Source organism: Ruegeria sp. I1 (genome assembly GCF_056532675.1).
The window spans coordinates 318,825-345,381 of sequence record NZ_JBQFNM010000002.1 but is presented as its reverse complement, the minus strand read 5'-3'; the positions used below and the strand labels follow the sequence as shown (position 1 = coordinate 345,381).

Below are 26,557 nucleotides of genomic sequence, written 5' to 3'. Positions count from 1 at the left end.
CCTTTGTTAGGCGATGGGCAATCGTCGTTCCACAAGCTCGGCAAACCAGCTGCAGCCGGCCGGAATCGCGTCGTCATCGAAGTTGTATTCCGGGTGGTGGCACATGGCCGTATCCCCGTTTCCAACAAAGATGTAGGCTCCGGGTCGTTCTTCAAGCATGTAGGCGAAATCTTCAGATGGCATAATCGGATCGGTGCTGTCATTCACCTTGCCTGCCACGGCTGCGGCGGCTTCGGCGGCATAACCCGTTTCCACCTCGGAATTCACGGTCACCGGATACCCAGGCGTCCATGTTACCTGCGCAGTCGCGCCAAAGGCCGAGGCCGTGTCTTCGGCGATCCGGCGCACACGTTCTTCGGCAATGGTGCGATATTCGGGATCAAGCGTCCGCACAGTACCCTTCAGCCTGACTGTATGCGCAATGACATTCGATGCGACGCTGTCTGTCTCGAACGTACCGACGGTCAGAACAACGCGTTTAATCGGGTCGACAGTTCGCGCCACAACCGACTGCAAAGAAACAACAATATGCGAAGCGACGAGTGTTGTGTCCACCGCGTCATGCGGAGCTGCCGCATGGCCGCCCTTGCCTGTGACAACGATCTCAAACTCATCGGACGACGCCAGCAACGCACCGGGCCGGATCGCGAACTCGCCCACCGGTAGGCCGGGCATATTGTGCATCCCGTATACTTCCTGAATGGCCCAACGGTCCATCAACCCGTCCTGACACATGGCCAATCCCCCAGCCCCGCCCTCCTCGGCCGGTTGAAAGATCAGCACCACGGTACCATCGAAGTTCCGCGTCTCTGCCAGATATTGCGCCGCCCCTAGCAGCATCGAGGTATGGCCATCATGACCACAGGCGTGCATCTTGCCGGGAACTGTCGAAGCATAATCCAATCCCGTCGCCTCTTCGATCGGCAAAGCATCCATATCTGCGCGCAGCCCGATCACGCGACCTTTGGTATCCGTGCGGCCCTTGATCACAGCAACAACGCCGGTTTTACCGATGCCCGGCGAGATGTCATCGACACCGAACTCTTTGAGGCGGTCGATCACAAAACCCGCCGTCTCGTGGACGTCATACATCAGTTCGGGATGCATATGCAGGTGGCGGCGCCATTTAGTGATCTCATCCTGCATCTCGGCAAGTCTGTTTTTTACCGGCATCTGATGTCTCCTTCCAAAGGACTGGTCAGCCAGACAGTTTCTCGACCAATCGCTGCATAAACGCGTGCCCTGCTTCGAACTGCGCAACCGAGATAAACTCGTTCGGTTGATGGGCCTGCGCGATGTCGCCAGGACCACAGATGACCGCGGAATACCCTGCTTCCTGGAATTGACCCGCTTCGGTGCCGTAACTGACCACATGGCTGGCATTGTCACCGGTCAGAGCGCGCACCAGAGCTTCGGCCTCACCATCCTGCTCCGGCACCAGACCGGGGATCGAGAAATTCTCGGAAATCTCAATCCGGGCTTCAGGGTGCACGGCCTGCATCTGCGCCTCAACCGCGCGCACCTGCTGGAAATACGCATCTCGCCACTCGGCCTTAGCTTCATCCGGGACTGTGCGGAAATCCAGCATGAAATGGCAATCCTTGGCCGTGATGTTATGCGCTGTACCGCCTTCGATCATGCCCACATGAACGGTGGTCCAGGGCGGATCAAACACCGCCGCTGTGTCACTTGGCGTCGCGGCCCGGTTGCGAGCGTTCTGTTCGTTGGCCCAATTGATCAGAGGCGCCGCCTCCATGATCGCATTGACGCCTGTATGCATGATTGAGCTATGGACCTCGAACCCGATCATATGCGTGTCATAACCGAACCCTCCCTTGTGACCCGTGACAGCCTGCATCACCGATGGCTCACCGACGATCACAGCCGACCCTTTGGGCAAAACCTTCTGCATCGCCTCAATCATGGGCGGTGCTCCGGTGCAACCGACCTCTTCATCAAAGCTCAGCGCCAATTGCAGAGGGCGTTTGAGATCGGCATATTGAGCCTCGACCAGGGCCCAGATTGCCAGCGCGTCAAATCCTTTCATATCGCAGGTGCCGCGACCGAAATACTTGCCGTCTTTCTCGGTCACAACAAAAGGGTCGGTATCCCAAGGTTGCCCGTCGACTGGCACCACATCGGTGTGACCGGATAGAACGACCGCGCCTTCTTCCCAAGGACCCACATGCGCAAAGATCGCTGCCTTGTGCGGTTGGTTCGGGTCAGGCCAGCGATGCGCCTTGATCCCATGCTCGCCCAGATACCCTTCGACCCAATCGACCAGCGGCAGGTTGCTTTCACGGCTTACGGTTGGGAACGAGATCAGTTCGGTCATGATCTCAAGCGGCGTCAGACGCTGTGCCATGTGGGTCAGTATCCGCTATCCGTGGTCAGGATAAAGTGCCCCGGCTCGACCTCGCGGTACTCAGACGGTTCCGGCTTGTAGTCAATCGGATGAATGGGCGACGGGATCGGTTTGAAATTCAAGTCTTTTTCCGACTTTCGCTGATTTGGATCAGCAATTGGAACCGCCTTCATCAGCGCCTGTGTATAGGGGTGCTGTGGGTTCTCAAATACCCGCGCACGCGGTCCAAGTTCCACGATCCGACCCAAATACATAACGCCCACATAATGGCTGACACGCTCGACCACAGCCATGTCGTGGCTGATGAACAGGTAGGACAGGCCAAGTTCAGATTGCAGTTCCATCATCAGGTTCAGAACCTGCGCCTGCACAGACACATCAAGGGCCGAGACCGCCTCATCCGCGATGATCAGCTTAGGGTTCAGGGCCAATGCACGGGCGATGGCAATCCGTTGACGTTGACCGCCTGACATCTCGTGCGGGAAGCGACGCATGAAGCTGCGAGGCAATTGTACTTTGTCGAACAGTTGCGCGACGCGGTCCTGCAATTCCGACCCTGAGGCGACGCCATAGTTGCGCATCGGCTCGGCCACCTGATCGACCAGCTGCATCTGCGGATTGAGCGAGGCAAACGGGTCTTGAAAGATCATCTGCATGTCCAGCCGCGCCTTACGCAGGCCGGAAGGATCCAGTTTCATAATGTCGACGCCGTCCAGATTGATCTCGCCGGCCATAGGCTCGACCAACCGCAGGATCGAGCGTCCAGCCGAGGATTTTCCACACCCCGATTCGCCCACCAGGCTCAGCGTTTGCCCCCTGTTGAGGGTAAAGGACACATCCTCAACCGCATGAACGTTCGAGATAGTACGACGGAGCAAACCACCCTTGACCGGAAACCGCGTTGTCAGGTTGTTGACGGTCAGCAGAACCTCTTCGGTGCCCGGGATGGGGGCGATGTTCTGTCCTTCGACCCCCAGCAGTTTCATGGGTTCAGGCGCAGATTTGCCGCGCATCTCACCCAGCTTCGGCACCGCCGCCAGCAGCGCTTTGGTATAATCATGCTGCGGGTTCTCGAAGATTTCCTTTACGGTGCCCTCTTCAACCTTGTTGCCACGGAACATGACGACAACCCGATCCGCCATCTGCGCCACCACGGCCATGTCATGGGTGATAAACATCACCGCCGTACCTGTTTCCCGCTTCAATCGGTCCATCAACGCCAGTATCTCGGCCTGAATGGTCACATCCAGCGCGGTCGTGGGTTCGTCCGCGATCAGCAGGCGCGGTTCACACGCCATCGCCATCGCAATCACAACACGCTGTCGCATGCCACCCGACAATTCATGGGGATACTGTTTCAAACGGCGCTCAGGTTCAGGGATTCGAACCTGACGCAGCAACTCAAGCGCGCGCTCCTCGGCCTGCGCCTTGGACATATCTTTGTGGATGCGCAGCCCTTCAGTCAGCTGACGTCCGACGGTGAAAACCGGGTTCAGCGCGGTCATCGGCTCCTGAAAGATCATCCCAATCTCATTGCCGCGAATCTGTTTCATCAGATCCTGATCGGCGTTTGACAGGTCCATCTCTTCGCCGTCGCGGCGGTCAAACAGCAGTTCTCCACCCGCGATTTCGCCGCCACCGAACTCGACCAAGCGCATCAACGACAGCGAGGAAACCGATTTCCCTGAGCCAGATTCGCCAACGATACAAACAGTTTCGCCGGGATTTACTTCGAACGAGACATCCTCGACACCCACTACAGGGCCATCTTTCGTTTGAAACTCGACCCGCAGTTTCTTGATCTGTGCAATAGGTTGATCCAGCACGCACGCGCTCCCGTTGGTAGTCTTTTTTTGTTCGGATGCCCGACGCTAAGGCGGCAAGGCAGGAAAAGTCAAACCCGTTGCCATTTTTCCCGACGGCAACCCTTGCTTTTTTCCAGAGTTCTGTTTCGATACCTCGCGTAACCGTGATGGGGAGATCATGGATTCCGTGGGTCTTAGCAGATTTTGCGGCAACAATTCAGACCCTTACCCAAAGCGGCAACGCCAAATCCGCAGGCCTTGCGGAGATAATCGAGACACGGAAGTGTCCTTTTCGGGAGTTTATTATGAAGATCAAAACCCTTTTGCTCGGTGCGATCGCAAGCACGGCGATGGCCCCGATGGCCTTGGCCGAGCGTGGATCGGACGGCAATGTCAGCATCATTTATTGGCAGGCTCCGTCGATCCTGAACCCCTTTTTGTCGGGCGGAACCAAGGACGTTGAATCCGCATCGCTGGTGATCGAGCCACTCGCGCGCTACGACCAAGATGGCAACATGGTGCCCTATCTGGCGTCAGAGATTCCGACCGTTGAAAACGGTGGAGTTAGCGAGGACCTGACCTCGATCACATGGAAGATCGCACCGGGAATCACTTGGTCGGATGGCTCGGCGTTTACCTCGGCAGATGTGGTCTTTACCGCGAACTATTGCATGGACCCCGAAGGTGGCTGTGCGCAAGTCACCAAGTTTGAAGGCGTCACCAATGTCGAAGCGGTGGATGACTTGACCGTCAAAGTCACCTTCGACAAACCGACCCCCTTCCCCTACGGACCGTTTGTGGGTGGTGAAAGCCCGATCATTCAGGCCGCTCAGTTCGCGGATTGCATGGGCGCGAAGGCCCCCGAATGCACCGAACAGAACTTTAACCCCATCGGCACTGGCCCATTTGTTGTCACCGAATTCAAGCCAAATGACGTGATCACCTTCAAGGCCAACGACAACTATCGCGATCCGGCGAAACCTGCCTTTGCGACAGTCACCTTCAAAGGTGGCGGCGATGCAACCGCGGCTGGTCGTGCTGTTATGGAAACCGGCGAGTTTGACTATGCCTGGAACCTGCAGCTGGCGCCCGAAGTGATCGCGCAGATGCAAGAAGGTGGCAAAGGTACCCCGGTTGCGGGCTTCGGTCCTCTGGTCGAGCGTATCATGCTGAACCAGACCAACCCGTCGCCTGACCTGCCGGAAGGCGAGCGGTCGACCGCAACGCATCCGCACCCGTTCCTGCAGGACCCGGCCGTTTACAAAGCCATGTCCATGGCCATCGACCGCCCGCTACTGGTTGAGATCGGCTATGGTCAGGCAGGCAAAGTGACCTGTAACTGGGTTCCGGCCCCGGCTGCGTTCAACTCGACCTCGATGACCTGTGACACGCAGGATATCGCGGGCGCAAACGCCCTGCTGGACGAAGCAGGCATCGTTGACACAAATGGCGACGGCGTCCGTGAAAAAGACGGTGTTCCGCTGAAAGTCGTCTATCAAACGTCTACCAACGCCGTCCGTCAGGACTTCCAGGCGTTGATCAAGGAATGGTGGAGCCAGATCGGTATCGAAACTGAACTGCGCAACATCAACGCGTCGGTCTTCTTCGGTGGTGACCCGGGCTCGCCCGACACATTCCAGAAGTTCTATGCCGACGTTGAAATGTACGCCAACACCTTCAACGGCACCGACCCTCAGTCCTATCTGGGCAACGGTCTATGCGACAAGGCTCCTCGTCCCGATACACAGTGGCAGGGTGAAAACATCAGCCGCTTCTGCAACGAAGAGTTCGATACGCTGCATGCGCAGCTGGCCGAAACTGCCGGTCTGGAACAGCGTGCCGAGATCGCGAAACAGCTGAACGACATCATGGTTGAAAACGGCGGTATGATCCCGCTTGTGCACCGTGGTCGCCTGTCGGCACATGCAAACACCCTGGGTGGCGTTGTCCTGAACGTTTGGGACAGCGAACTTTGGAATATCGCTGACTGGTACCGCAAGACCGGTTCCTAAGCGTTAGCCTTGCAAAGCCGCGCCCCGATCTTCGGGGCGCGGTGCTTTGCACACCACCCCAACAAGAAGACGCATATAAAGGCGCCTCTTAATGCTTAATTTTACCATCAGACGACTGATATTGGCGGTGCCTACACTGCTGTTCATCAGCCTCGTCATCTTCCTGCTCCTCGAACTCGCACCTGGCGATCCGATGGCACAGGTTCCGCTCACCGTTCCTCCCGAAGTCAAAGAGAAGATGCGCGAAGCGCTTGGTCTCGGCCAGCCGATGCATATCCGGTTCTGGAAATGGATCGTTCAGTTCTTCTGGATCGAACCGCAGGTTCTGATTGACCACATGTTCGGCACCACCTTTTCCGAAGGTGATCTACGTGTGATTTCGTGGCAGACCCGTTCGCCGGTCATGGACATCGTCGTTCAGCGCATCCCACAGACCCTGTGGGTTGTTGGCACTGCCTATGTAGTTGCGATCCTGATCGCCCTGCCCATCGGTATCTATTCGGCCTATCGCCAGTATTCCTGGTTCGACCAAATGGGCACATTCGTGTCGATGGTTGGTTTCTCGGTCCCGCCCTTCTTCTCGGGCGTTCTGGTGATCGTGATCTTCTCAGTCCAGCTTGGCTGGTTCCCTTCGATCTATGACACCACGCTGGTGGTCAACAGTTGGGACAGCTTTGTCGTGCAGCTCAAGCAAATGATCATGCCAGTCATGGTTCTGGCGCTTCAGATCACCGCTCAGCTGAGTCGGTTTATGCGCGCCTCGATGCTGGACAACCTCAATCAGGATTACGTCCGCACCGCCCGCGCCAAGGGCCTCAGCGAATACACCGTCGTCATGGTCCACGTCCTGCGCAATTCGATGATCCCTGTGGTCACAGTGATCGCGCTGGGTATCCCGGCCATCTTTGGCGGCGCCATCATCACCGAGCAGGTTTTTAAGGTGAACGGCATCGGCCAGTTGCTGATCGGGGCCATTCAGGCCAACGATCTGCCGATGGTTCAAACCCTGACCTTCATCTTTGCCGTGCTGATCGTACTGTTCAACCTGATCGCCGACGTCCTGTACGGCATCCTGGACCCGAGGATTCGCTATGACTGATCATGATCGTACCGATACGCTGGTCCCGGATGAAGGCATTGCACCCGCGTCTACTGCCCTGCCAACTGCAGGCGTGATGGACGATCTGACCACCCCCCCCCGCAGCCAGTGGCGCGATGTGTGGGATCAGTTCAAGACACACAAAGGCGCGATGATTGGGGCGGTCCTGTTCATCTTCATCGTCGCTGCAGTGTATCTGGGCCCGTATCTCTGGACCATCGACCCGACGCAGATCGACATCCGGTCGCGTAATCAGGGTCCAAGCTGGGCGCACCCTTTTGGCACCGACCAGTTGGGCCGCGATATTCTGGCGCGGATGATGTCAGGTGGGCAAACCTCGGTTTCGGTGGGTATCACCGCGATGCTGCTGGCGCTGTTCTTGGGCTCATTCATCGGTGTGGTCGCTGGGTTCTTCAAACGGCTCGACGGGCCGCTGATGCGCCTGACCGATCTGTTTCTGGCCCTACCTCTGCTGCCCTTGCTGCTGGTCATGATGCTGCTGTTCCGCGAGCCCTTGTCTGCCGCATTCGGGCTGGAACGCGGGATTTTCATCCTGATCGTCTGCGCCATCGGCATCACCTCGTGGATGCCGACAGCCCGGATCGTTCGGGGCGATGTTTTGGCCATCAAGGAACGAGAGTTCGTTCTGGCAGCCCGATCCATCGGCACCAGCAACAGCCAGATCATCACGCGGCACATCCTGCCGAACGTGCTGTCTCCGATCATGGTGTCGGCGACATTGGGGATTGCCACCGCGATCATCACCGAAAGCGCGCTGTCCTTCTTGGGGCTGGGCTTCCCGCCCGACTTCCCGACCTGGGGCCGCTTGCTATTCGACGGCGTCGATTACCTGCAGCAATACCCTGAACGCGTGTTCTGGCCCGGTCTTGCGATTTCGCTTACCGTTCTCAGCGTGAACTATCTGGGCGACGGCCTGCGCGACGCGCTGGATCCGCGTATTCGCGGACGTTAAGCAAACTCAGTCGGCGCGCTTAAGCGCGCCGGCACACACGACGATCAGAACGGCAAGCGGTAGCAAGACACCAAAGGCCATTCTCAGCGTCAACAACTCTGCCAAAAACCCGATCAGGGGCGGCCCGATCAACAGCCCACCATATCCAAGCGTTGCCACGCTGGCGATGGCCTGCCCCGGCGGTATCTGCGGATCGTTGGCGGCCCGGCTAAACGCCAATGGCATGATCACCGCATATCCCACGCCCATCAGCGTAAAGCCCACCAAAGCCAGCGGAGCGGCCCCGGCCGAGACAACACAAAACACGCCCATAGCGGCAAACATCCCGCCGCCCCGTGCCGCAGCAACCGGCCCGACCCGAGCAATCATCAGCCCCCCCGCAAGACGACAAACCACCATCGCGACCGAGAACACGGCATAGCCCAGCGTCGCAATGCTTTCGGCAGCGCCAGTGACATCGCGCAGGAATATCGCACTCCAATCCGCGACGGCCCCTTCGCCCAGCGCACCGCAAAAGGCCGTGAACCCCACCAGGATCAGCACCCCAGACGGGAACGCAAAAACTGACCCCTGCGACTGCACCGAACGCCGGGAAGTCCATTGCACCCAGGACAGCGCCAAAGCCAGAGCCACAACCAAACCGCCCGCCGACAGGAAATGTTGCAACACGCTCATCTGCATATGAACAGCCGCATACCCGCTGATCGCCCCCAAGCCTGCCCCAAGGCTCCACATCGCGTGGAATGAGGACATCAACGATTTCTCATAGGCGCTTTCAACTTCGGCAGCCCAGGCATTCATGGCCACATCCATCGACCCGTGAAACGCCCCGAAGATAAACAGAAAGACGCCCAGCATAGTGAAACTGCCTGCCAGCCCCAACAGCACAAGCGACCCGGTATAGAGAACCGCAATAGCCCGAGTGATTGCAACGGCGCCAAACCGGTCGGTCAGTCGCCCGGTGATAGGAAAGGAGCACACCGCGCCTGCTGCCATGAACAGCAGGCCATAGCCCAACGCCTCATGGCTCAGCTGCAGATGATCCCGAACCGCCGGAATACGCGAAGCCCAGATACCGAACAATGCGCCGTTGAGGATGAACATCGCGGTCACAGCCCGCCATGCTGAAACGACACTGATCACAGGGATGCTCCGATTGTGTGACTATCGTTGCCGGTCACTAGTACAAAGCTTGCCCCGCTGTGCAAGTCACGTCATTCCAACCGCTTGCGAATTCTGTGAACGGCAGCCCAGACCATCAAAATGACCGGCAGCGTGATCAAGGCGGTCAATGTACCCTTGCTCAACCCGGTCGACGTGAGCGGATACAGCACGTAGCTGACCAGCGAGACGGCATAGTAACTGATGGCCACAACCGAAAGCCCCTCAACCGTGTGCTGCAGGCGCAAGGCCAGGTCCGCGCGCTTGTCCATGCTTTCCAACAAAGCCTGGTTCTGTGCGCTGCGTTCAACATCAACCCTTGTACGCAGCAAATCCCCGGCGCGGATTGCTCTGTCTGAAAGGGTTTGCAGGCGTTTTTCTGTCGATTTCACAGTGCGCATAGCCGGGTCGTAACGGCGCATCATGAAATCGGCAAAGCTCTGACGGCCCATAAACCGTTCTTCCCGCAACACGGCAATGCGCTGATTGACAATGGCCTCATAGGCACCAGTCGCCCCAAAGCGAAAGGCACAGCGGGCAGACAAGGTTTCCAACTCGGTCGAGATGCGCAGCAGATCAGGTAACAGATCGTCAGGATGGTTTTCTCCGTCCGTCATCTCGCCCATCAACGCGGTCAACTTCTGGTCTAACCCACCGATGCGCGGCGTCAGGCTTTTGACCCTGGCAAATCCCAACATGGACATCGCCTTATACGTCTCGATCTCGCACAAGCGTTGAATGATACGCCCGATCCGTCGCTGACCCGTACCTTCGGAAATAAACACAGCAAAACGCATATGGCCTGCTGGATCGATGCGAAAATCGCTGGCACAGATCGCCGCATCATCCAGAACGCAAGAAACGGCCAGGCTTTCGGGTTCGAACCAGTCGGGCAACACAGCACGGACCGCATCCTGATCTGGCCGCCGCACCACACGCATCAGGATCGATGTGATCCTTTTGCCCGGGCTGGCCATAACCCAATCCGCCGGGAACACTTCAAAGTCAGCTGGGTCAAACGCCCGGGCGCTCACATTCTGCGAGATCGCGGTATAGGTCACAAACTCGGTATGCTGTTCCCACTTCAACCAATGACGCCCAATCTGACCCGCGTAATGTGTTGCATCCGGCTGGGGGCGAGACGCACCATGGCGCGTCAACAGATCGGTCAAATGTGCGATATCCGCCTGACGATCTCCATCGACCAACTCAGTCGGCTTCTTGATCGCTAGAAATGCAACCGTGCAAGGTACCTCGGCGCTTGGAAAGGGCCGTGCGTGCAGCTCGTTGGCCAGCGCATAGCGCAAGGGATGATCATCAATCGGCGTCATTTTTGGCTCCGTCTTATCCGGGGCACTATACGACACAGCTGGAATACATCAATTCTCTTTTTATTTCATATACTTACAGGAATGCAACGGTATACAAACCCGCTATCTCATTGATTTGGCTGCCACAGCTCGATCGGATTGCCTTCCGGGTCATGAATGCGGGCGAACTTGCCAACCTCGCTGTCCCAGTCGGGATGGGTCTCAACCTTGATCCCCGCGGCCTCAAGCTGTGCGGTAATCGCCGCAAGGTTATCAACGCGAAAATTGATCATCCATTGCTGTTCGGCCTTTCCGAAATACTCGGTGTCCTGCGCGAAGGGGGCAAAGACCGTGTAGCCCTCGCGCTGTTTCCAGGGCACTGGATCATAGTGATTGACCCCAAGATGGGTAGCGTACCAGTCCCGCAAAGCGTCAGGATCTCGGGCCCGAAAGAAAACCCCACCAATACCATTCACTTTCTGCATGACCACCTCCTGTCACCGTGTTCCCGCTCAGAATAGCACATTCCAAAGGCTTCATCTGGCCACAAATATCCTGGGGGTTTGGGGGCAAAGCCCTCAACTCTACCCAAAAAAAGAAAAGGGCGCCCGCAGGCGCCCTTTACAATTCACTAGCAACAGTTGATCAGTCGATCATCGGCAGCAGCTTGTCCAGCGACTGCTTGGCATCGCCATAGAACATGCGCGTGTTCTCTTTGAAGAACAGGGGGTTTTCGATCCCCGAGTAGCCGGTTCCCTGACCACGTTTCGACACGAACACCTGCTTGGCCTTCCAGCACTCCAGCACCGGCATACCGGCGATGGGGCTGTTGGGATCCTCCTGCGCCGCAGGGTTCACGATGTCGTTCGAGCCGATGACGATGGCCACATCCGTGTCCGGGAAATCGTCATTGATTTCATCCATCTCAAGCACGATGTCATACGGCACTTTCGCCTCGGCCAGTAGAACGTTCATGTGGCCGGGCAGACGACCTGCAACGGGGTGGATCGCAAAGCGCACCTCTTTGCCCTTGGCGCGCAGCTTGCGGACCAGCTCGGAAACCGACTGCTGTGCCTGAGCCACGGCCATGCCGTAACCCGGGATAATGACAATACTGTCCGCATCGTTCAGCGCAGCAGCCACGCCGTCAGCCTCAATCGCGATTTGTTCACCTTCGACAGCCATCTGCTCGCCCTGCGGGCCACCGAAGCCACCTAGGATTACGCTGACAAAGTGACGGTTCATCGCCTTGCACATGATGTAGGACAGGATCGCACCCGACGAGCCGACAAGAGCGCCAACCACAATCAGCAGGTCGTTTCCAAGGCTGAAGCCGATCGCCGCAGCCGCCCAACCCGAATACGAGTTCAGCATCGACACAACTACCGGCATGTCGGCCCCACCGATACCCATGATCAGGTGATAGCCGATGAACAACGCTGCCAGCGTCATCAGGAACAGCGGGAACAACCCACCCGAGCTGGTGTACCAGATCAGACAGATCAGCGAGAGACCTGCAGCCCCCGCGTTCAGCATATGACCTCCGGGCAGTTTGGTCGCAGCCGAGGTCACTTTGCCCGCTAGCTTGCCATAGGCCACGACCGAGCCGGTAAAGGTGATCGCACCGATGAAGATACCCAGGAACAGCTCAACATGCAGGATCGCCAGTTCCGCAGGGGTTTTCTTGGCGATCAGCTTGGCGAACGCGCCCAGATCAGACAGGTTCGCCTGGCTGGCACTATCCGCAATCGCCATGACCTGCGCCACGTTGCCAATCTCGAAATGCGCGTTGAAGCCCACGAACACAGCCGCCAGGCCGACCAGCGAGTGCATCGCAGCCACCAGTTGCGGCATCTCGGTCATTTGGACGCGCTGCGCCACGTATTGACCGATCAAACCACCGCCGATGATCAGCAGAATGGACAGCAGCCACAGGCCCGAACCCGGACCAACCAGCGTAGCGAAGACCGCCAGCGCCATACCGACGATGCCGTACCAGACCGCGCGCTTGGCGCTTTCCTGGTTCGAAAGGCCGCCGAGCGACAGGATGAAAAGGACAGCCGCAACTACATAAGCGGCAGAAGTAAAGCCAATCATATGCCCGACCTCCTTAAGATTTCTGGAACATGGCGAGCATGCGCCGGGTTACGAGGAAGCCGCCAAAGATGTTGATCCCGGCCATGAAGACAGACAGCGCCGCCAGCAGAATGACCAGGAACGACCCGGACCCAATCTGCATCAACGCCCCGACGATAATGATCGACGAGATCGCGTTGGTGATCGCCATTAGCGGTGTGTGCAAGCTGTGCGCAACGCCCCAGATCACCTGGAAGCCCACAAAGATCGCCAAAACAAAGACGATGAAGTGCTGCATGAAACTGGCCGGAGCAATCAGTCCCACCAGCAGCATCAGCGCACCACCGACACCCAGCAGGGTGAACTGCTGTTTAGTCTGCGCCTTGAAGGCTGCGATTTCTTGCGCCTTTTTTTCTTCCGGGGTCAGTTCCTTGACCTCGGGTTTCTTCTGCGCCGCAATCGCCTGCACCTTTGGCGGAGGCGGCGGGAAGGTGATCTCACCCTCATGAGTCACGGTCGCGCCGCGGATCACGTCATCTTCCATGTCGTGATTGATCTGACCGTCCTTTTCAGGCGTCAGGTCGGTCATCATGTGACGGATGTTAGTGGCATAAAGCGACGAGGATTGCGCCGCCATCCGGCTGGGGAAATCGGTATAACCGATGATGGTCACGCCATTGTCGGTCACGATCTTCTCATCCGCGACGGTCAACTTACAGTTGCCGCCTTTTTCCGCCGCAAGGTCCACGATAACCGAGCCCGGCTTCATGCTTTCGACCATATCCTTGGTCCAAAGCTCAGGAGCCTCGCGGTTCGGGATCAGCGCTGTGGTGATGACGATGTCCATTTCTGGCGCAAGCTCACGGAACTTGGCCAGCTGCGCCTCGCGGAATTCATCCGACTGAACCGAGGCATAACCACCAGTGGCCGCGCCGTCCTGCTGGTCTTCTTCAAAGTCCAGATAGACAAACTCAGCACCCATCGACTCGACCTGTTCGGCCACTTCGGGGCGCACGTCGAACGCATAGGTAATCGCTCCCAGCGAGGTCGAAGTTCCGATCGCCGCCAGACCGGCAACACCAGCCCCAACGATCAGCACCTTTGCAGGCGGCACTTTACCGGCGGCAGTCACCTGACCGGTGAAGAACCGGCCGAAGTTGTTGCCGGCCTCGATCACCGCACGATACCCTGCGATGTTGGCCATCGAAGACAGCGCATCCATCTTCTGCGCACGAGAGATACGCGGCACCATCTCCATGGCGATGACATTCGCGCCTTTGGATTTGGCCAGCTCCATCCCCTCTTCATTGCCCGCGGGGTTGAAGAACGAGATCAGCGTCTTACCCTTGGTCAGCCGTTTCAACTCGGTCGCATCCGGCTGGCGCACCTTGGCAACTATGTCCGAGCTTTTCCAGAGAGACGCCGCAGTTTTTACGACCTCAACACCCGCAGCCTCATATGCCGCATCCGAGAACCCAGCCGCAGCACCAGCCCCTTTTTCGATCAGGCACTCATAGCCCAGTTTCTGCAACTGCACGGCCGAGTCTGGCGTCATTGCCACTCGGTTCTCGCCATCCAGTATTTCTTTTGGTGTGCCTATTTTCACTGGCAGTCCCCCTTGCTTCTAAGGCCGGTCAGGTCCTCGGGTATGGATTGTTAAGAAAAGATGTATCTTGCGCAATTTTATTTCGCAAGCGCAGCATCCATTACGTTGTGTCATTCGGTTGATCTGGCTACACCCACCGTCTTGTCTTTTGTTCATAGCGGGCGAAATCAGCGCGGAAGGTGCGGCGCATGCGGTCCTCCTCGGGCAGGATGAAACGACGTTCAAGCACCCAGACAAAGATCGGCACCAGAGCCAGTGACAGAACGGCGTCAAAGCGCAGAACCAAGCCCGCCAGGATCAAAACATCTCCCAGGTAGATCGGATTCCGGCTGCGTTTGTAGATACCGGATTGCACGATTGCACTGGGTGTTTCATGCGGGATGACTGTCGTCTTGTGGCGCCGGAATTCGGCAACAGCCAATACGGCCAGCAGGATGCCACCCCCGATCAGCACACCGCTGAGAAGATCGGTCAACCCACCGTCGAGGGACAGGCCAAATCCCATATAGCGCCCCTGTAACCAGGCAAGCAGGGCAAAGCCCACTAGCCAGACAGGGGGAAGGTCGATCCAGCGCATCGTCGATCCTCAGGGTTGACGTCACGTAAGGGCACGTGTCGTTTCTGGGCGCTGTCCTACCGCTTTGGGACCGAAATAGCAAAACCCCAGTTGTCGCATCAATGGACAGCAGAGATGGGATGTTTTACGCCCTAGGGGCAATGCTATCCGAATATACAAAAAAACGGGCCGCCATGACTGATTTCGCGACGACCAAAGACATGTTCACTCTGCCCGAGGGGATGATCTACCTCGACGGAAACTCACTGGGCCCGGTTCCGAAGGCGGCGGCGGATCACGTGCATCAGATGATGACCGACGAATGGGGGAAATTGCTGATCACGGGCTGGAACAAAGCCGGTTGGATGGGTATGCCCGCGGCATTGGGCGACCGGATTGGCAAACTGATCGGAGCAAAACCGGGCAGTGTTGTCGTGGGCGACACGTTATCGATCAAAGTCTATCAAGCGGTAGCATCCGCTTTGGAGCTAAACCCGGATCGCAAAGTTGTGTTGTCAGACAATGGCAACTTCCCAACCGATCTTTACATGGTTGACGGGCTTTTGCGTTCGCTCAGCGATGACTATGAGTTGCGCGTGGTCGACCCTGAACAGGTGGCCGATGCCCTGACGGATGACGTCGCCGTACTGATGCTGACCGAGGTCGATTACCGGACCGGGCGCATGCATGACATGAAAACCCTGACCGAATTGGCGCACTCCTTGGGCGTGGTGACCGTTTGGGATCTGGCCCATTCGGCTGGGGCGATTCCTGTAGATCTGACGGTCTGCAATGCCGATTTTGCAGTGGGCTGTACCTACAAGTACCTCAACGGCGGGCCCGGTGCTCCGGCCTTTGTCTATGTGGCCCCTCGGTTGGCGGAGCAGGTGCGCCCAGCACTGTCTGGTTGGCTGGGGCACGAGGCTCCGTTCGCTTTTGATCTCGACTATCGCCCCGGCGCGGGGATCGAACGGATGCGGGTCGGAACCCCTCCGGTCATTCAGATGGCCTCACTTTCGGTGGCGATGGATGTCTGGGATATGGCAGATATGGCCGATGTCCGTGCCAGATCCATCGAATTGACCGAGCTTTTCATTCAACGGGTCGAGGCCACCTGCCCTGGCCTGACACTGGCCAGCCCCCGCGACCCGCTGCAACGGGGCAGTCAGGTGTCGTTCCGGTTCACCGAAGGATACGCCGCGATGCAGGCCTTGATCGCGCGCGGCGTAATCGGAGATTTCCGGGCACCGGATATCATGCGCTTTGGCTTTACACCGCTTTACATTGATGTAACGGATGTGGAGCAAGCGGTTGATATTCTGGCCGATATCATGCGCAACAGGCAGTGGGATCGGCCCGAATACAAAATCCGTCAGCGGGTTACCTGACTTCAAGCCCCGCGCCGATCATCGCAGCCAGCTGCCGGGTGCGCTGTTCGAACTCTTCGGCGCTGGAGGCGGTCAGCTTGATCCCTTTCAGGCTGGCCGTAATCGTCTTTGCGGTGTCGTGGGGCGTGTCGAACACGCGGGTGCGCCCTTTGGCCTGCATATCGGTCAGCCAGTCCGCAAATAGCAAGGTCAGTTCCGCCTCACCCTGTTCGACGATATCGGTGGACATGGATTTGGTCGTATCCAGCATCTCGACCCCATGGGGTGAAGCCAGTATCGCCGCCATTCCCTCCATTTGCGCCTGAATCGCTGCGTTCAACACGTGCGAGATCGATCCTGCGTTCTTCAAAGCAGCGGCTACAGCATTTGCCTTGTCAGCATAGTGCAGCCTGGTTAGTTCGCGAACGATCGCCTCTTTGTTCTTATAGTGCAGGTACACAGCAGGCCGGGACACACCTGCACCTTTCGCAATGTCATCCATCGATGTCTTGCGAAATCCGTATTTCGAAAAAGCCTGAAAAGCCGAAGCCAGAATAGCCTTTTGCCGTATGTCATCCCTCGTATCCTTCATTTCAGAAGCTCTGACAGTTTTCGTATATTTTGTCAATTGACATGCTGACACTTTTCACCAATTATGTCAGAAACTGCCACAGCTAACGAGAGGCGCGCCATGGCGACCACCCTTAAGATCAACGGAACCGCACATCAGGTGGATCTGCCTGATGATGTCCCCCTGCTTTGGGTGCTGCGTGATGAGGTCGGCTTGACCGGTACCAAATTCGGTTGCGGTGTCGCGGCCTGCGGGGCCTGTACCGTGCACATCGATGGCGAGGCAGTGCGCTCTTGTCAGGTGGCTTTGTCGGATGTTTGGGGCGACGTGACAACGATTGAAGGCATCGGAACGCCTGCGGCCATGTCAGCACTCCAACAAGCCTGGGTCGACCATCAGGTGGCGCAATGCGGCTATTGTCAGTCCGGTCAAATCATGCAGGCCGCAGCTTTGCTGGCCGAAAACCCCGCGCCCTCAGATGCCGATATCGAAGACGCGATGCAGGGCAACCTGTGCCGCTGCGGCACTTATCCCCGGATACGTGCAGCAATTCACGACGCCGCTGGCAAACTGAAGGAGGCGTAAGAGATGGGCAAAGTTGGAAAAATCCTGCGGCGCACCTTCCTGATCGGGTCCGCCGCGATTGTCGGCGGTGTGGCCTTCGGTGCGTATTACGTCAGCCGACCCGCCGCGAACCCGCTGAAACCCGGCGAGGGTGAGGCTGCACTGAACCCATTCATTCTGATCGACCAGAACGGTGTAACGCTATTCGCGCCCCGCGCGGAAATGGGACAGGGTGTACAGACCACATGGGCCGCGTTGATTGCCGAGGAACTGGACGTTGACCTTGATCAGGTCACCGTTCTGCATGGGCCTGCTGCTGCGGCTTACTACAACTCGGCCCTGATTGGCGAAGGCCTGCCCAACAAGGGCTATGACATCCCGGATATCCAGTACAACTTGGGTGAAGCGCTAGGGGTGTTGGGGCGTACACTCAGCCTTCAGGTCACCGGTGGCTCGACTTCGATGAAGGACGGGTATGAACGCATGCGTCAGGCCGGGGCTTCGGCGCGCGAAACCCTGAAACGCGCCGCTGCCGACCGGCTGGGCGTTGACCCCGCAGAGTTGCAGACCGCGTCTGGCCATGTAATCGCCCCCAATGGTGACAAAATCCCTTACACCGATTTGGCCGTTGATGTCGCCGATCTTGAGCCGGTCGAGGTTCCCCTGCGCGATCCCTCCGAATGGCGCTATCTGGGACAATCCCAGCCGCGGCTGGATATGGTGGAGAAAGCAACGGGTACGGCAGAGTTTGGCGTCGATGTCCGCTTGCCGGGTATGAAATTCGCCGCTGTGCGCATGAACCCTAAGCTGGGTGGCGCGATGAACGGATATGATGACAGTGCCGCAACCTCGATGCCGGGTGTTGAGAAAGTTGTCGATTTGGGCACCGGAGTTGCGGTCATCGCCAACAACACATGGCTCGCCCAACAGGCGGTTGACGCAATTGACGTGGATTGGGGCGACGCCCCCTACCCGCCCGAAACCGATCAGGTCTTTGCCGAGATTGCCAAGGCGTTCGACGACGCCCCGAACTCGACCATGCGCGATGATGGCGATGTCAGCGTTATGCCCGAGGGCGCAACAGAGATCACAGCTGAGTATCAACTGCCCTATCTGGCCCATGCAACGATGGAGCCGATGAACGCCACCGCGCTTTACACCGGAAACGCACTGGAACTTTGGTGCGGCAACCAGGCCCCCACTCTGATCCAGTTCCGGGTTGCCAACACAGCCGGGTTGGAGACCGAAGCCGTGCAAATTCATACCACCTATCTGGGTGGCGGTTTTGGCCGACGTGGTGAGCTGGATTTTGGTGACATTGCCACCAAGGTCGCCATGGCGATGCCGGGAACGCCGGTCCAAACCACCTGGAGCCGCGAAGAAGACATGCGCCACGACTACTACCGCCCCGGTGCCATCGCTCGGATGCGGGGCGCGGTTCAAGATGGCAAAGCGGTTTTGATTGAAGGGGCCGTCGCCTCACAGTCCTGTACGCAACAAGCTGTTCAGCGCTATACTGGCCTGCCTGGCGCCGGCCCGGACAAGGTATTGGTCGAAGGTTTCTTCAACCAGCCCTATGGCGTCCCGAACTATCGCATAAGCGGACATATCGCCAATCTCGATATCCCTGTCGGGTTCTGGCGCTCGGTCGGCAACAGCCATAACGGGTTCTTCCACGAGACATTCATGGATGAACTGGCCCATGCTGCAGGCCGTGACCCGCTTGAATTCAGATTGGAACTGATGCAAGACGAGCACGCCCCTTCCGCAGGATGCCTCGAAGCGGTCCGCGATATGTCGGGCTGGACGGGTCAAACAGCCAACGGTGTCGGGCGCGGTGTGGCCTTCACCTACAGCTTCGGCACCCCTGTTGCGCAAGTTATCGAAGTGGTGGATGAAGACGGCACGATCCGTATCAACAAGGCGTGGATCGCTTGTGACATGGGGCTTGCGCTGGATCCCGAGAATGTCAAAGCCCAGATGTTCGGCGGCATGATGTATGGCCTATCAGCGGCCTGCTACGGCGAGATTACCTTTGCCGACGGCGAAGTGGAGCAGTACAACTTCCCCGACTATGACGCGATCCGCATGCACACTGCGCCACAGGTTGAGGTGCGCGTGCTGGAAACCAACCGCCATATGGGCGGCGCGGGTGAGCCCGGCACGCCGCCATCCATGCCCGCGCTTGGGAACGCATTGTTCGACCTGACCGGGGAACGAGCGCGCAGCCTGCCTTTGATTAATCAGTTCGATCTGATGATCTGATGACATAGAGGCGGTCCGGCACCCATCGCCGGGCCGCTGACAATATCATGCCAATCTCTGCATCTGTTGCAGCGCGGTTCCTGAAGCCCAGTTCCGCACAGCCGCCCCAAACGCTTCAAACAGCGGACGAGACACCGGATCATTGATCGCATCCCATTCCGGGTGCCACTGAACCGAAAGGGTAAAACCGGGCGCATCCTTGATATAGATCGCCTCAGGTGTGCCATCCGGCGCATGGCCGTCGATCACAACGCGTTCGCCAATCCGTTTGATGCCCTGACCGTGCAACGTGTTCGTCATCACCTCGGTCGCACCAAAAAGATCATGAAACATACCATTTTCCGACAGGGTTACGATGTGGCGGAGGGCAAATTTTTCCTCAAGCGTCCCATCGGGCGGCATCCGGTGGTTCATGCGGCCCGGCAGGTCCCGGATTTCGGGATAAAGCGTGCCGCCCATGGCCACGTTCACCTCTTGAAACCCGCGGCATATCCCCAGAAAGGGCTGGCCACGTTCGACACAGGCGCGCACTAAAGGCAGCGTGATTGCATCCCGCGCCCGGTCGAAATCTCCATGCGCATCTGTGGCCGCTTCGCCATATTCCTCAGGGTGTACGTTGGGGCGACCACCCGTCAGCAGGAACCCGTCACAGACCTCAAGCAATTCGTCGACCGAAACATACCGCGGATCAGCTGGTATCAGCAGCGGCAGACAACCCGATACATTGGCCACTGCATCCGAATTCATCGTCCCACCCGCATGTGTGGGATACTGATCATTCATCAGATAAGAATTGCCGATAATACCAACAACGGGTCGCACCATTCCAATGTCCTTGCTTTTGCATTGATTGGAACTGACGCTATCGACACAAAGCAGCCCGTGCAACAGAGCACAGGCTGCATAACAGCGCAAAGCAATGTTCAATTGCGCACACGCCTATTAACTGGACAGTGCCGGCTTAGATTTCGCCCGTCAGCCCAGCTGCTTCGATCCCTGCCATGCCTGCAACAGCATCATTGTCAGAGGTATCGCCTGTCACACCAACCGCACCGATCACGGCACCTTTGCGGTCGCGCAGCAGAATGCCACCCGGCACTGGCACGACCTGTCCGCCATACACGCCGTTCACCGCAGCCATGAAATAGGCCTGCGCTTCGGCCCGCTGCATCTGCGCCGTGCCTGCCATGCCCAGCATGACCGCACCATATGCCTTGCCCTGCGCAATGGCGAACCGGCCGGGGGCGGCACCGTCTTCACGTTCAAACGCGATAACATGACCGCCGGCATCCAGAACCACAACCGACAGTGGTTTTAGTTCCATTTCCCGCCCTTTTTCCATCGCTTTACGTATAATGGTCCGCGCCTTGCGCAAAGAAATACCCATACCTGATCCCTTCATCTGGCCAATAATATCCTCGGGGGAGCGCGAGGGTGCAGACAGCCCCCTCGTTCCCGCAACTACCACTCAATCCTGACTGGCTTTGAATTCCAACCGCCGCGCATGCAGAACCGGCTCGGTATAGCCTGACGGCTGAACCCGGCCCTTGAAGACCAGATCGCAAGCAGCCTGAAAAGCGACACCGTCAAATCCCGGCGCCATCGGGACATAGTTTGAATCGCTCGCATTCTGGCGATCCACTACAGCTGCCATTTTCTGCATCGCGGCCATCACTTGTGCCTCGCTCACCACATCATGATGCAGCCAGTTCGCCAGCGCCTGGGATGAGATACGGCAGGTCGCGCGATCCTCCATCAACCCGACATCATGGATGTCCGGCACTTTCGAACAGCCCACGCCCTGATCGACCCAGCGTACTACATAACCCAGGATGCCCTGCGCGTTGTTCTCGATCTCGCGGGTGATTTCCTCATCGCTCAGGTTGCGACCACCCAATAATGGAACGGTCAGCAGATCATCCAAAGTACCGCGCGCGCCGCCAGCTGCGATTTCATCCTGCCGGGCAAGCACATCCACCTTGTGGTAATGCGTTGCATGCAGAGTTGCCGCTGTAGGAGATGGAACCCAAGCGCAGGTTGCGCCAGATTGCGGGTGGCCGATCTTGGCTTCCAGCATCTCACCCATCCGGTCGGGCATCGCCCACATACCTTTGCCGATCTGCGCCTTGCCTTTGAGACCGCAGGCTAGGCCGATATCGACATTGCGATCCTCATACGAGGCTATCCACGGCGTGGTTTTGATGTCCCCCTTGGGCAGCATCGGACCCGCTTCCATCGAGGTATGAATCTCATCCCCGGTACGATCAAGGAACCCGGTATTGATAAACGCCACGCGCGATTTCGCGGCGCGGATACACTCGGTCAGGTTTGCCGAGGTGCGGCGTTCCTCGTCCATGATGCCCAGTTTCACAGTGTTGCGCGGCAGTCCCAGAACGTCTTCGACCATGTCGAAAATCTCAACCGCGAAAGCGACCTCTTCGGGGCCATGCATCTTGGGTTTGACCACATAAACGGACCCTTCGACCGAGTTGCCGCCGTCACGCTTCAGGTCATGCATTGCGATCAGCGTGGTGCACAGCGCATCCATCAGCCCCTCACCGATCTCATTGCCTTCAGCGTCCAATACGGCCGGGTTGGTCATCAGGTGGCCCACATTCCGTATCAACATCAGCGACCGGCCCTTTAGCGACGCATGACCGCCGTCAGCCGTGGTGTATTCCACATCATCCGCAAGCTTACGGGTGAAGGTTTCGCCGCCCTTCGTGACCTCCTCGGTCAGGTCGCCTTTCATCAAGCCCAGCCAGTTGCCATAAGCGACAACCTTGTCTTCGGCATCCACACAGGCGACAGAATCTTCGCAATCCATGATGGTCGACAGCGCCGATTCCAGGCGCATATCGGCAATGCCCGCAGGATCACTTGTCCCAATTGCGCTGGACGGGTCGATCATGATTTGAATGTGCAAGCCATTGTTTTTCAACAATACGAACGCAGGCTTATTTGCTTCCCCGCCGAAACCGGCAAACTGTGCAGGATTGGCCAACGCGGGAGTCAACGCTCCGGCATCGATGGTCAGCCCCGCGACATCAGCCCATGATCCTTCGGCAAGCGGCGCAACCTCATCCAGAAACGCTTTGGCCCATGCAATTACACGCGCCCCACGCTTTTCGTCATAGCACCCACCCGCAGGCAGATCGCCCATTGCGTCTGTCCCGTAGAGTGCATCATATAGACTGCCCCAGCGTGCGTTTGCCGCGTTCAAAGCAAAGCGGGCATTGGTAATTGGCACGACAAGCTGCGGGCCAGGGGTCAGCGCGATCTCGGGGTCCACATTTGCCGTTTCGATCTGAAACGCCTCGCCCTCATCAACGAGGTACCCGATCTCTTTCAAAAACGCCTGATAGGCGGCGGCGTCCATGGGTTGCGATTTTTCTGCAAGATGCCAGCCATCAATACGACTTTGAATATCCGCGCGTTTGGCCAGAAGGGTCCGGTTTTTGGGGCCCAAATCATGCACCATGCGGGCCAGACCGGCCCAAAACTGTTCGGACGACACATCTGTGCCCGGCAGCGCCTGTGTCTCGATAAACTCAACCAGTATCGGATCTACCTGAAACCCGCTCAGGGTCTGTCTGCCGCTCATGTGTTGCTCTCCCGCGTTTGTGTGCCGATGTATGCCAAACTGACTTAGGCCGAAAGTTTCCGATAGGCAACTTTTGTCTAGGGTTTCCCATCGCCCCGTTTTGCCTAAAGCTGTTTCAAAAGCGGCAAGGCAATTCCGCAGGCCGGTTGCAGCCCCGGATCGAAGCTCATAACGTCGCGGAAAACCCAAAACCGATGCGAGGCCTCGGATGCGCGACGAAACCGGCAAGACAATTTATCTGAAAGACTACACGCCCTTTGGGTTCCTGGTGGACAGCGTTCATCTGACCTTTGATCTCGCACCACATGCAACGCGTGTGAAATCGCGCATCGCATTTCGACCAAACCCCGATGCCTCGGACCACCGCTTCTTTTTGCATGGGGAAGAGTTAGAGCTGATACGTGCGTCCATTGATGGCACAGATGTGAACCCTGCGGTGACCGAGCAAGGTTTGACTGCCGATGTCCCCGATGCGCCATTCATCTGGGAGGCCGAGGTCGAAATCGACCCGGGCAACAACACGGCGCTTGAGGGGTTGTATATGTCGAACGGCATGTACTGCACCCAATGCGAGGCCGAGGGGTTTCGCAAGATCACCTTTTATCCCGACCGCCCCGATGTGATGTCCACATTTACAGTACGGATCAACGGCGAACTTCCGGTCCTGCTGTCGAACGGCAACCCATCTGGCAAAGGTGAAGGCTGGGCCGAATGGACCGATCCGTGGCCCAAACCCGCCTATCTGTTCGCGCTGGTCGCCGGAGACCTGATCGCCCATCCCGGTCAATTCACCACCATGTCCGGCCGCGAGGTCGAGCTGAACCTCTGGGTCCGCCTCGGTGACGAAGGCAAATGCGCCTTCGGGATGGAGGCGCTGAAGAAGTCCATGAAATGGGATGAAGACGTCTATGGCCGTGAATACGATCTGGACGTGTTCAACATCGTCGCCGTGGATGATTTCAACATGGGCGCGATGGAGAACAAGGGGCTGAACATCTTCAACTCTTCCGCAGTTCTGGCCAGCCCCGAAACTTCAACCGACATGAATTTCGAACGGATCGAGGCCATCATCGCGCATGAGTATTTCCACAACTGGACCGGCAACCGCATCACCTGCCGCGATTGGTTCCAGCTGTGTTTAAAAGAGGGGCTGACAGTGTACCGTGATGCGCAGTTCACCTCCGACATGCGCTCAGCTCCGGTGAAACGCATTCACGATGCTATCGACCTGCGCGCACGCCAGTTCCCCGAGGATAATGGGCCATTGTCGCACCCTGTCAGACCTGAGAGTTTTCAGGAAATCAACAACTTCTACACCTCGACAGTCTATGAAAAAGGCGCCGAGGTGATTGGGATGTTGAAACGGCTGGTCGGGGATGCGGCATATGCCAAAGCGCTAAACCTCTACTTTGACCGCCATGACGGGCAGGCCTGCACGATCGAGGACTGGCTACAAGTGTTCGAAGACACGACAGGCCGCGACCTCAGCCAGTTCAAGCGCTGGTACAGCCAATCCGGCACGCCAAAGGTTTCGGTCGCCGAAGACTGGAACGATGGGACCTATACCCTGACGCTGAGCCAGCGCACAGAGCCGACACAAGGCCAGACCGAAAAGCTGCCGCAGGTCATCCCCATCGCAGTCGGCCTGCTTGGTCCGAACGGGGACGAAGTGCGCGCCACCGAAGTGCTGGAACTGACCCAGGCCGAGCAGAGCTTTACCTTCTCCGGTCTCGCGGCCAAGCCGATACCGTCGATCCTGAGGGATTTCTCGGCCCCTGTGATCCTTGAACACGATCACACCAACGCAGATCGTGCCTTCTTACTGGCCCATGACACAGACCCGTTCAATCGCTGGCAAGCCGGGCGTTCGCTGGCCGAAGATACGCTACTGCGCATGATTACAGAGGACGCAACACCAGATTCTGACTACCTGGACGGGTTGCTGGCCGTGCTACGCGATGGGGATTTAGACCCCGCCTACCGAGCGCTGATGCTGGGCCTGCCTACACAATCGGAACTTGCAGCGGCTTTGCACGAAAGGGGCCGTACGCCCGATCCGATGGCGATCTGGACCGCAACCGAAACCTTGCGACAAGCCACAGCCCAGCACCTGCAAGACCTGTTGCCCCGCCTGCATAGCGAAGCCCTCGTGGACGCGCCCTATACGCCGGATGCCGAACAATCCGGCAAGCGCTCACTGGACGGTGCGGCATTGGCTTTGACCACCCGTCTGGATGGAGGCGCACTGGCGGCTGAATCCTACGCGAAGTCGGATAACATGACCTTGCAACTCTCGGCCCTGTCCTGCCTTCTGCGTGCCCGGAAAGGCAAGGCGGAATTGGTCGGATTCTATGATCAATGGCAGCATGATCGATTGGTCATCGACAAATGGTTCGGTTTGCAAGTGGCAATGGTCGCGCCCGAAGCCACAGCTGATGTCGCACAGAAGCTAACGGAACATGCTGACTTCAATTGGAAAAATCCCAATCGATTCCGCGCTGTGTTGGGTGGTTTGGCGATGAATCATGCAGGCTTTCATCAGCTTGATGGCGCAGGGTATCAACTACTGACCGATTGGTTGATCAAACTGGATCCCGTGAACCCGCAAACCGCGGCGCGCATGTGTTCGGCCTTCCAGACCTGGCGGCGGTATGATGCGGGCCGACAGGACCTGATTCAGGCGCAACTGACCCGCATTTCCGAAACACCAAACCTGTCGCGCGACACGACCGAAATGATCTCGCGCATACTAAACGCATGACGACCTACACGTTTACGCGGCGCAATCGGAACCCTCGGACAGTCATTCTTCTGATCAGCATCTACGCGACTTTGCTTGCGCTGATTATTCTGTTTGACGCCGTATGGTGGCTGATGGCTTTGCTGGCTTTGACGACCCTGCCCGCGATATGGGATGTTTTGCACGACAGCAGTGCGGGTATTCAATTCGATCGGGATAGCCTGCGCTGGTATTCCGGCAAACGGCAGGGCCAGATCGCTTTGGAAGAGGTTGATTTCTTTCGATTTGATACGCGCTGGGATTTCTCGGTCCGCGTCTCATTGGTGCTGAAATCGGAAAAGCGCATCCGCCTGCCTGATGAGTCGCTGCCGCCGCACCGAGAGTTTGAAAACGTTGTCACCCAAGCCGGTTTCCGCGTTGAGCGCCATCATTTCTCTGTTTTCTGAAACGATCCACGCAGCCGAGTGCGATTACACCGGATTC

The 26,557-nt window shown here is 57.8% G+C and carries 21 protein-coding genes; 8 read left to right on the top strand and 13 right to left on the bottom strand.

Annotated features, from left to right (window positions below; translation table 11 throughout):
- Positions 1–6: 6 nt before the first annotated feature.
- The 3 genes from ACR0DH_RS05500 to ACR0DH_RS05490 are packed head-to-tail and all read right to left on the bottom strand — an operon-like array spanning position 7 to position 4,191.
- Positions 7–1,173 (bottom strand): M20 aminoacylase family protein, encoded by a 1,167-nt coding sequence (locus ACR0DH_RS05500; protein ID WP_480547746.1) that lies wholly within the window; start codon positions 1,171–1,173, stop codon positions 7–9.
- A gap of 25 nt (positions 1,174–1,198) precedes the next feature.
- Positions 1,199–2,365, bottom strand: coding sequence for an acetylornithine deacetylase (gene argE / locus ACR0DH_RS05495; protein WP_480547745.1), 1,167 nt, complete (start codon positions 2,363–2,365; stop codon positions 1,199–1,201).
- 5 nt (positions 2,366–2,370) lie between these two features.
- Complete coding sequence (locus tag ACR0DH_RS05490) at positions 2,371–4,191, bottom strand: ABC transporter ATP-binding protein (RefSeq protein ID WP_480540768.1); 1,821 nt, start codon at positions 4,189–4,191, stop codon at positions 2,371–2,373.
- 284 nt (positions 4,192–4,475) lie between these two features.
- Between ACR0DH_RS05490 and ACR0DH_RS05485 the strand changes: the two genes are divergently transcribed.
- From ACR0DH_RS05485 to ACR0DH_RS05475, 3 genes are all read left to right on the top strand, one after another.
- Positions 4,476–6,182, top strand: coding sequence for a peptide ABC transporter substrate-binding protein (locus ACR0DH_RS05485; protein ID WP_480540766.1), 1,707 nt, complete (start codon positions 4,476–4,478; stop codon positions 6,180–6,182).
- 91 nt (positions 6,183–6,273) lie between these two features.
- A complete protein-coding gene (locus ACR0DH_RS05480) occupies positions 6,274–7,281 on the top strand; it encodes an ABC transporter permease (RefSeq protein WP_170532227.1) in 1,008 nt (335 codons plus the stop codon).
- Entirely contained in the window at positions 7,274–8,254 is a 981-nt protein-coding gene (locus ACR0DH_RS05475) for an ABC transporter permease (RefSeq protein ID WP_170532225.1), read from the top strand. Before ACR0DH_RS05480 ends, ACR0DH_RS05475 begins: the two co-directional genes overlap by 8 nt.
- Positions 8,255–8,260: 6 nt before the next feature.
- On the opposite strand, the gene ACR0DH_RS05470 is transcribed toward ACR0DH_RS05475, so the two are convergent.
- The 6 genes from ACR0DH_RS05470 to ACR0DH_RS05445 form a co-directional block, all read right to left on the bottom strand.
- Entirely contained in the window at positions 8,261–9,397 is a 1,137-nt protein-coding gene (locus ACR0DH_RS05470; RefSeq protein WP_480547744.1) for an MFS transporter, read from the bottom strand.
- A 71-nt stretch (positions 9,398–9,468) separates the two neighbouring features.
- On the bottom strand, positions 9,469–10,746 hold the full coding sequence (locus ACR0DH_RS05465) for a DUF3422 family protein (protein WP_480547743.1): 1,278 nt from the start codon (positions 10,744–10,746) through the stop codon (positions 9,469–9,471).
- Positions 10,747–10,853: 107 nt separating this feature from the next.
- Entirely contained in the window at positions 10,854–11,210 is a 357-nt protein-coding gene (locus tag ACR0DH_RS05460) for a VOC family protein (protein WP_480547742.1), read from the bottom strand.
- A gap of 160 nt (positions 11,211–11,370) precedes the next feature.
- Positions 11,371–12,822, bottom strand: a complete 1,452-nt coding sequence (locus ACR0DH_RS05455; protein WP_480547741.1) for an NAD(P)(+) transhydrogenase (Re/Si-specific) subunit beta — start codon at positions 12,820–12,822, stop codon at positions 11,371–11,373.
- A gap of 13 nt (positions 12,823–12,835) precedes the next feature.
- The gene (locus tag ACR0DH_RS05450; RefSeq protein WP_480547740.1) at positions 12,836–14,407 is read right to left on the bottom strand and encodes a Re/Si-specific NAD(P)(+) transhydrogenase subunit alpha; all 1,572 of its coding nucleotides are present in this window, start codon (positions 14,405–14,407) and stop codon (positions 12,836–12,838) included.
- Between the two features lie 127 nt (positions 14,408–14,534).
- On the bottom strand, positions 14,535–14,984 hold the full coding sequence (locus tag ACR0DH_RS05445) for a methyltransferase family protein (RefSeq protein ID WP_480547739.1): 450 nt from the start codon (positions 14,982–14,984) through the stop codon (positions 14,535–14,537).
- 173 nt (positions 14,985–15,157) lie between these two features.
- On the opposite strand from ACR0DH_RS05445, the gene kynU reads away from it, so the two are divergent.
- Positions 15,158–16,351 (top strand): kynureninase, encoded by a 1,194-nt coding sequence (kynU, locus tag ACR0DH_RS05440; RefSeq protein WP_480547738.1) that lies wholly within the window; start codon positions 15,158–15,160, stop codon positions 16,349–16,351.
- On the opposite strand, the gene ACR0DH_RS05435 is transcribed toward kynU, so the two are convergent.
- The gene (locus tag ACR0DH_RS05435; RefSeq protein ID WP_480547737.1) at positions 16,344–16,922 is read right to left on the bottom strand and encodes a TetR/AcrR family transcriptional regulator; all 579 of its coding nucleotides are present in this window, start codon (positions 16,920–16,922) and stop codon (positions 16,344–16,346) included. The two genes, kynU and ACR0DH_RS05435, sit on opposite strands and share 8 nt — an antisense overlap.
- Before the next feature lie 99 nt (positions 16,923–17,021).
- Here ACR0DH_RS05435 and ACR0DH_RS05430 point away from each other — a divergent pair, with 99 nt between their 5' ends.
- Positions 17,022–17,486, top strand: coding sequence for a (2Fe-2S)-binding protein (locus tag ACR0DH_RS05430; protein WP_480547735.1), 465 nt, complete (start codon positions 17,022–17,024; stop codon positions 17,484–17,486).
- Positions 17,487–17,489: 3 nt separating this feature from the next.
- Positions 17,490–19,730 (top strand): xanthine dehydrogenase family protein molybdopterin-binding subunit, encoded by a 2,241-nt coding sequence (locus ACR0DH_RS05425; protein WP_480547733.1) that lies wholly within the window; start codon positions 17,490–17,492, stop codon positions 19,728–19,730.
- A 45-nt stretch (positions 19,731–19,775) separates the two neighbouring features.
- On the opposite strand, the gene ACR0DH_RS05420 is transcribed toward ACR0DH_RS05425, so the two are convergent.
- The 3 genes from ACR0DH_RS05420 to ACR0DH_RS05410 form a co-directional block, all read right to left on the bottom strand.
- Positions 19,776–20,555 carry a gamma-glutamyl-gamma-aminobutyrate hydrolase family protein gene (locus tag ACR0DH_RS05420; RefSeq protein ID WP_480540744.1) on the bottom strand — a complete coding sequence of 260 codons (780 nt, stop codon included), beginning with the start codon at positions 20,553–20,555 and terminating at the stop codon, positions 19,776–19,778.
- A 136-nt stretch (positions 20,556–20,691) separates the two neighbouring features.
- Complete coding sequence (locus ACR0DH_RS05415) at positions 20,692–21,117, bottom strand: heme-binding protein (RefSeq protein ID WP_170532203.1); 426 nt, start codon at positions 21,115–21,117, stop codon at positions 20,692–20,694.
- An 81-nt stretch (positions 21,118–21,198) separates the two neighbouring features.
- A complete protein-coding gene (locus ACR0DH_RS05410; RefSeq protein ID WP_480547731.1) occupies positions 21,199–23,334 on the bottom strand; it encodes a malate synthase G in 2,136 nt (711 codons plus the stop codon).
- Between the two features lie 208 nt (positions 23,335–23,542).
- On the opposite strand from ACR0DH_RS05410, the gene pepN reads away from it, so the two are divergent.
- Both pepN and ACR0DH_RS05400 read left to right on the top strand, forming a co-directional pair.
- Positions 23,543–26,095 (top strand): aminopeptidase N, encoded by a 2,553-nt coding sequence (gene pepN, locus ACR0DH_RS05405; protein ID WP_480547729.1) that lies wholly within the window; start codon positions 23,543–23,545, stop codon positions 26,093–26,095.
- On the top strand, positions 26,092–26,520 hold the full coding sequence (locus ACR0DH_RS05400) for a hypothetical protein (protein ID WP_480547727.1): 429 nt from the start codon (positions 26,092–26,094) through the stop codon (positions 26,518–26,520). Before pepN ends, ACR0DH_RS05400 begins: the two co-directional genes overlap by 4 nt.
- Positions 26,521–26,557: the final 37 nt, after the last annotated feature.

Coding starts and splice junctions, on each gene's coding strand:
- ACR0DH_RS05500 (WP_480547746.1), bottom strand. CDS start 1,173: ATGCCGGTAAAAAACAGACTTGCCGAGATGCAGGATGAGATCACTAAA.
- argE (WP_480547745.1), bottom strand. CDS start 2,365: ATGGCACAGCGTCTGACGCCGCTTGAGATCATGACCGAACTGATCTCG.
- ACR0DH_RS05485 (WP_480540766.1), top strand. CDS start 4,476: ATGAAGATCAAAACCCTTTTGCTCGGTGCGATCGCAAGCACGGCGATG.
- ACR0DH_RS05480 (WP_170532227.1), top strand. CDS start 6,274: ATGCTTAATTTTACCATCAGACGACTGATATTGGCGGTGCCTACACTG.
- ACR0DH_RS05475 (WP_170532225.1), top strand. CDS start 7,274: ATGACTGATCATGATCGTACCGATACGCTGGTCCCGGATGAAGGCATT.
- ACR0DH_RS05465 (WP_480547743.1), bottom strand. CDS start 10,746: ATGACGCCGATTGATGATCATCCCTTGCGCTATGCGCTGGCCAACGAG.
- ACR0DH_RS05460 (WP_480547742.1), bottom strand. CDS start 11,210: ATGCAGAAAGTGAATGGTATTGGTGGGGTTTTCTTTCGGGCCCGAGAT.
- ACR0DH_RS05455 (WP_480547741.1), bottom strand. CDS start 12,822: ATGATTGGCTTTACTTCTGCCGCTTATGTAGTTGCGGCTGTCCTTTTC.
- ACR0DH_RS05445 (WP_480547739.1), bottom strand. CDS start 14,984: ATGCGCTGGATCGACCTTCCCCCTGTCTGGCTAGTGGGCTTTGCCCTG.
- kynU (WP_480547738.1), top strand. CDS start 15,158: ATGACTGATTTCGCGACGACCAAAGACATGTTCACTCTGCCCGAGGGG.
- ACR0DH_RS05435 (WP_480547737.1), bottom strand. CDS start 16,922: ATGAAGGATACGAGGGATGACATACGGCAAAAGGCTATTCTGGCTTCG.
- ACR0DH_RS05430 (WP_480547735.1), top strand. CDS start 17,022: ATGGCGACCACCCTTAAGATCAACGGAACCGCACATCAGGTGGATCTG.
- ACR0DH_RS05425 (WP_480547733.1), top strand. CDS start 17,490: ATGGGCAAAGTTGGAAAAATCCTGCGGCGCACCTTCCTGATCGGGTCC.
- ACR0DH_RS05420 (WP_480540744.1), bottom strand. CDS start 20,555: ATGGTGCGACCCGTTGTTGGTATTATCGGCAATTCTTATCTGATGAAT.
- ACR0DH_RS05415 (WP_170532203.1), bottom strand. CDS start 21,117: ATGGGTATTTCTTTGCGCAAGGCGCGGACCATTATACGTAAAGCGATG.
- ACR0DH_RS05410 (WP_480547731.1), bottom strand. CDS start 23,334: ATGAGCGGCAGACAGACCCTGAGCGGGTTTCAGGTAGATCCGATACTG.
- pepN (WP_480547729.1), top strand. CDS start 23,543: ATGCGCGACGAAACCGGCAAGACAATTTATCTGAAAGACTACACGCCC.
- ACR0DH_RS05400 (WP_480547727.1), top strand. CDS start 26,092: ATGACGACCTACACGTTTACGCGGCGCAATCGGAACCCTCGGACAGTC.